Source organism: Psychrobacter sp. H7-1 (genome assembly GCF_904846585.1).
GTDB classification, from domain to species: domain Bacteria; phylum Pseudomonadota; class Gammaproteobacteria; order Pseudomonadales; family Moraxellaceae; genus Psychrobacter; species Psychrobacter raelei.
This window is the reverse complement of sequence record NZ_CAJHBH010000075.1, coordinates 1-4,466: the sequence shown is the minus strand read 5'-3', so window position 1 is coordinate 4,466 and position 4,466 is coordinate 1. Positions and strand designations below refer to the sequence as shown.

Below are 4,466 nucleotides of genomic sequence, written 5' to 3'. Positions count from 1 at the left end.
AGCTTGGATCAATCACTATAATAACGAAAGACCCAATATGGCTAATGGTGGCTTTACGCCGATTCAGAAATTTAATATGGCAGCTTAGTTCTACTTATTTAGTGTTTTAAATATGGGGGTATTTCCGCTTGTTACAGGACAAAGGTTATGAGACCGTACTGATTACCACCAATGATAATAAAACGGTTCAGGCCATGCAGCAGGATGTGGACAAAGCAGATACCTTTACTGCTGACTTATTTTTAAGTGAGGCAAGCGCTGAGGATTATGACGCGGTGGTTTTACCAGGTGGAACTGTTAATGCAGATACCATTCGTATCGACAAGAGTGCCCAAAATTTTGTTAAACAGTTTTACGAGGCCAACAAGCCTGTAGCAGCCATCTGTCATGCACCTTGGCTGTTAGTGAATAGCGGTTTGGTAAAAGGTAAAACAGTAACCGCTTATCCGTCACTGCAAACTGATATAGAAAATGCAGGCGGCACCTTTGTGGATAAATCTGTACAGCAAGATGGCAATATTATTACGTCACGTAAGCCAGATGATATCGAAGACTTCGTAGCAGCTATTGATAAGGCACTGTCTTAACTTTAATAGCTGGTTAATTTATCAATCCCTCTAACCCATACTCAATTTTTCTACCATACATTGAGAAAAATCATCATATAAGGAATATATTATGACACAGTCTAATGATAATAAATTTGAACAGCAGCAGTCGGACGCCGAATTAGCCGGTCTAAAGAACCAAGTAGAAGGTAATTTGGGTGAAAATAAAGACAAATCAGAGGAACAGGCCGCTGAAGGTATCGCAGATAACTTAGCGCAGGGTAACGATAAATAGATTTCAGCATTTATTAGCCCTTTATATGGGCAAATGATCTGTTGTCTACCCCCTTTATTTAGGAGAACGATATGAGTAATACTCAACAAGGCGCTACCCCCTTAAATGGCGATGCTATTGAAGAGGCGCTAGAAGAGCGCCAAACGCCTGACTCATTAGCCGAAGCAACTACTGCCGAAGAAGACAGTCAAGCTTTAGGTCGTCATGCTACCGAGGCCGATGCCAAAAAATAGGCGCTTTTAGGCCATAAAAAAAACTACTCACTTCAGAGTAGTTTTTTGTTATAATGATAGGCTTACTTAGTCATTTTTTTAGGTCATCTCTAGTAATGCAGGGATGTCCCCAATGAAACTGACTTTATTTTATCAATGCATTGCAGGAGATAGTTATGTTAACTAACACCGATCGTCAACAAGTTATTGCTCAATATCAGCGCGCCCCTGGCGATACTGGTTCACCAGAAGTACAAATCGCTTTATTAAGTGCTCGTATCAATGATCTTCAAGCTCACTTTAAAGAGCATAAAGGTGATCACCACAGCCGCCGTGGTCTAATCCGTATGGTTAACCAACGTCGTAAGCTGTTAGACTACCTAAAACGTAAAGACTTAACTCGTTACGCGTCACTAATTAGTGAACTAGGTTTGCGTCGTTAATTTTAATTTCTATCTTGGCCTCAAGCACTGCTTATTTGGGCTTGATGCCACAGTAGATTTTAAATTAAAGCGCTCATGCCTTACGAAACAAAAAACGGTGTGAATATTTCACGCCGTTTTTTGTATCTAAACATTTAGCCAGCCTAAGATTTTATAAAGTCGCTTAGCTAAATGCCCCACAGGGAGGGGATGACTTTTATTGGTCAAGTATGGCAAATCCCTGTAAAATAAGAAGCCGTCTAGTTGCTGACCTTGGGCTTCTAACGTGTAAGGTGTTTACCAAAAAGCTGTGTATTTCATCATATTTGGATGAGAGCAGGTATTTGGATAAGAGCAGTTAAACGTTAGAGGCTAACACTAAGTCGCAATAGACGAATTTATTCATTCGTATCCGAAGTTTATAAAAAATAGGAAAAATTAATGTCAATGTTTAATACCATTTCTCGAGAGTTCCAGTACGGCAACGAACAAGTTGTTATTGAAACCGGTCGTATCGCACGACAAGCCAATTCAGTATTGGTTCATATGGGCGGCGTATCAGTATTGGTCGCTGTGGTTGTAAAAAGCGATGCTAAAGAAGGTCAAAACTTCTTCCCGCTAACCGTCAACTATCAAGAAAAAATGTACGCTGCTGGTAAAATTCCAGGCGCTTACGGCAAACGTGAAGGCCGTCCTACTGAGTTTGAAACCCTAACCTCACGTCTCATTGACCGTCCCATCCGTCCTTTATTCCCAGAAGGTTATGTCAACGAGATCCAGATTACTGCCACAGTCATCTCAAGTGACAAAAAGCACTATGCTGATATCGCTGCCATGATTGGTGCTTCAGCTGCACTTTCAATCTCAGATGCGCCGTTTAATGGCCCTATTGGTGGTGCCCGCGTAGGCTTTATCAATGGCGAATACGTGCTTAACCCTTCAATTGAAGAGTTAAAGAGCAGTGATCTTGACTTAGTAGTGGCGGGTACTAAATCAGCGGTATTAATGGTTGAGTCAGAAGCTGCTGAGCTGTCTGAAGACCAAATGCTGGGCGCTGTATTGTACGGTCATGAACAGCAGCAAATTGTTATCGATAATATTGCTGAGCTGGCCAAGGCCGTGGGAACTCAAAAACAAGATTTTGTGGCACCTGAGCTAAATGCTGAGTTAAAAGAAAAAGTAACCACACAGTTTGGTGAGCAAGTGGCTGAAGCTTATGCCATTAGCGATAAGCAAGCACGCTACGAAAAACTAGATGAGATCAAGGCTGCGGCTATTGACGCCTTAGCAGGTGACCCTGAGTCAGAAGAGTTTGCTGAAAAAGAAGCTCAAATTAAAGAAATCTATAATGATCTAAAATATCGCACCGTTCGTGACGCTATTTTATCAGGTAAGCCACGTATCGATGGTCGTGATTTAGATACCGTTCGTGCGCTAGATATTCAAGTAGGTGTATTGCCTTACACTCATGGTTCAGCGCTATTTACCCGTGGTGAGACGCAAGCTCTAGTCACCACGACTTTAGGTAATTCACGTGATGTGAACTTGATTGACTCGCTAGCGGGTACTATCCAAGATCATTTCATGCTGCATTACAACTTCCCGCATTATTCAGTGGGTGAAACTGGCCGTGAAGGCGTGCCAAAGCGTCGTGAAATTGGTCATGGCCGTCTGGCTCGCCGTGGTGTTCAAGCCATGCTTCCAGATAGCGACCGCTTCCCATACGTTATCCGTGTGGTGTCTGAGATTACTGAATCAAATGGTTCGTCTTCAATGGCGTCAGTTTGTGGTGCCAGCCTTGCCTTAATGGATGCCGGTGTACCGTTAAAAGCCCCAGTAGCTGGTATCGCTATGGGTCTGGTCAAAGAAGGCGACCGCTTTGCTGTCTTATCAGATATCCTAGGTGATGAAGATCATTTAGGTGATATGGACTTTAAAGTGGCCGGTACTAAAGACGGTATCACAGCCTTACAGATGGATATTAAGATTGAAGGTATCACCTCAGATATCATGGAAAAAGCACTTGAGCAAGCTCATGCCGGCCGTATCCATATCTTAAATGCCATGAACGAAGTATTGCCAGCCAGCCGTACTGAAATCAATGCGCATGCACCAAACTATGCGGTCATCGAAATCAATTCTGATAAAATCCGTGATGTGATCGGTAAAGGCGGCGCAACCATCCGTCAATTAACCGAAGACACCGGTGCGGTTATCGATATTGATGACAATGGTACCATTCGTATCTTTGGTGAAAACAAAGCCACGACCAAAGAAGCCATCCGTCAAATCGAAGCCATTACCGCTGAAGTGGAAGTGGGCAAAGTATACAAAGGCACCGTTGCGCGCGTTGTAGACTTTGGTGCATTCGTAACGGTTTTACCAGGTACTGATGGTCTGGTACACATCTCACAAATCGCTGATGAGCGTGTAGAGAGCGTATCGGATTACCTAAGTGAAGGCCAACAAATCAATGTGTTGGTGCAAGATGTAGACAACCGTGGTCGCATCAAATTAACCATGAAAGGCGTTGAGCAAGAGCAGACTCAAGCTTAAGTCTATTCAAGGTTAGGCGTAAAAAATATTGCGCCTATCAAAGTAGATCCCATCCAAAAATAAGTGGATGAATTAAAAAAACCAGATACTCGTGTATCTGGTTTTTTTATGCACAATAATCCGAATCTTGATGACTTTTAAAAGACGTTACCATATTCAAACTTAAATATAGTCTCATATGGTGATAAATATAGGCCGCCGCATCAGCGAGTAGTTTTTGCTGATTTAAAGTCTAGTGTCTTTTTTTAGAAAAAATCTGTTTGAACATTCTGCTATAAAAAGGGGAGGCCATCTGTTGTTGTTCTACGGAAATACCCCCATATTTAAAACACTAAATAAGTAGAACTAAGCTGCCATATTAAATTTCTGAATCGGCGTAAAGCCACCATTAGCCATATTGGGTCTTTCGTTATTATAGTGATTGATCCAAGCT

At 42.2% G+C, this 4,466-nt stretch carries 5 protein-coding genes; all 5 read left to right on the top strand.

The features are described 5' to 3' along the window. Window positions 1-128 precede the first annotated feature (128 nt). Window positions 129-587, top strand: coding sequence for a type 1 glutamine amidotransferase domain-containing protein (locus JMX92_RS13040; protein WP_227675381.1), 459 nt, complete (start codon window positions 129-131; stop codon window positions 585-587). A 91-nt stretch (window positions 588-678) separates the two neighbouring features. Continuing rightward, window positions 679-843 carry a hypothetical protein gene (locus tag JMX92_RS13035; protein WP_162853835.1) on the top strand — a complete coding sequence of 55 codons (165 nt, stop codon included), beginning with the start codon at window positions 679-681 and terminating at the stop codon, window positions 841-843. A 71-nt stretch (window positions 844-914) separates the two neighbouring features. After that, complete coding sequence (locus tag JMX92_RS13030; RefSeq protein WP_162617728.1) at window positions 915-1,076, top strand: hypothetical protein; 162 nt, start codon at window positions 915-917, stop codon at window positions 1,074-1,076. Window positions 1,077-1,231: 155 nt separating this feature from the next. Beyond that, entirely contained in the window at window positions 1,232-1,498 is a 267-nt protein-coding gene (rpsO, locus tag JMX92_RS13025; protein ID WP_011959458.1) for a 30S ribosomal protein S15, read from the top strand. 420 nt (window positions 1,499-1,918) lie between these two features. Next, entirely contained in the window at window positions 1,919-4,033 is a 2,115-nt protein-coding gene (gene pnp / locus JMX92_RS13020; RefSeq protein WP_201546092.1) for a polyribonucleotide nucleotidyltransferase, read from the top strand. The last annotated feature ends 433 nt before the right edge of the window (window positions 4,034-4,466 follow it).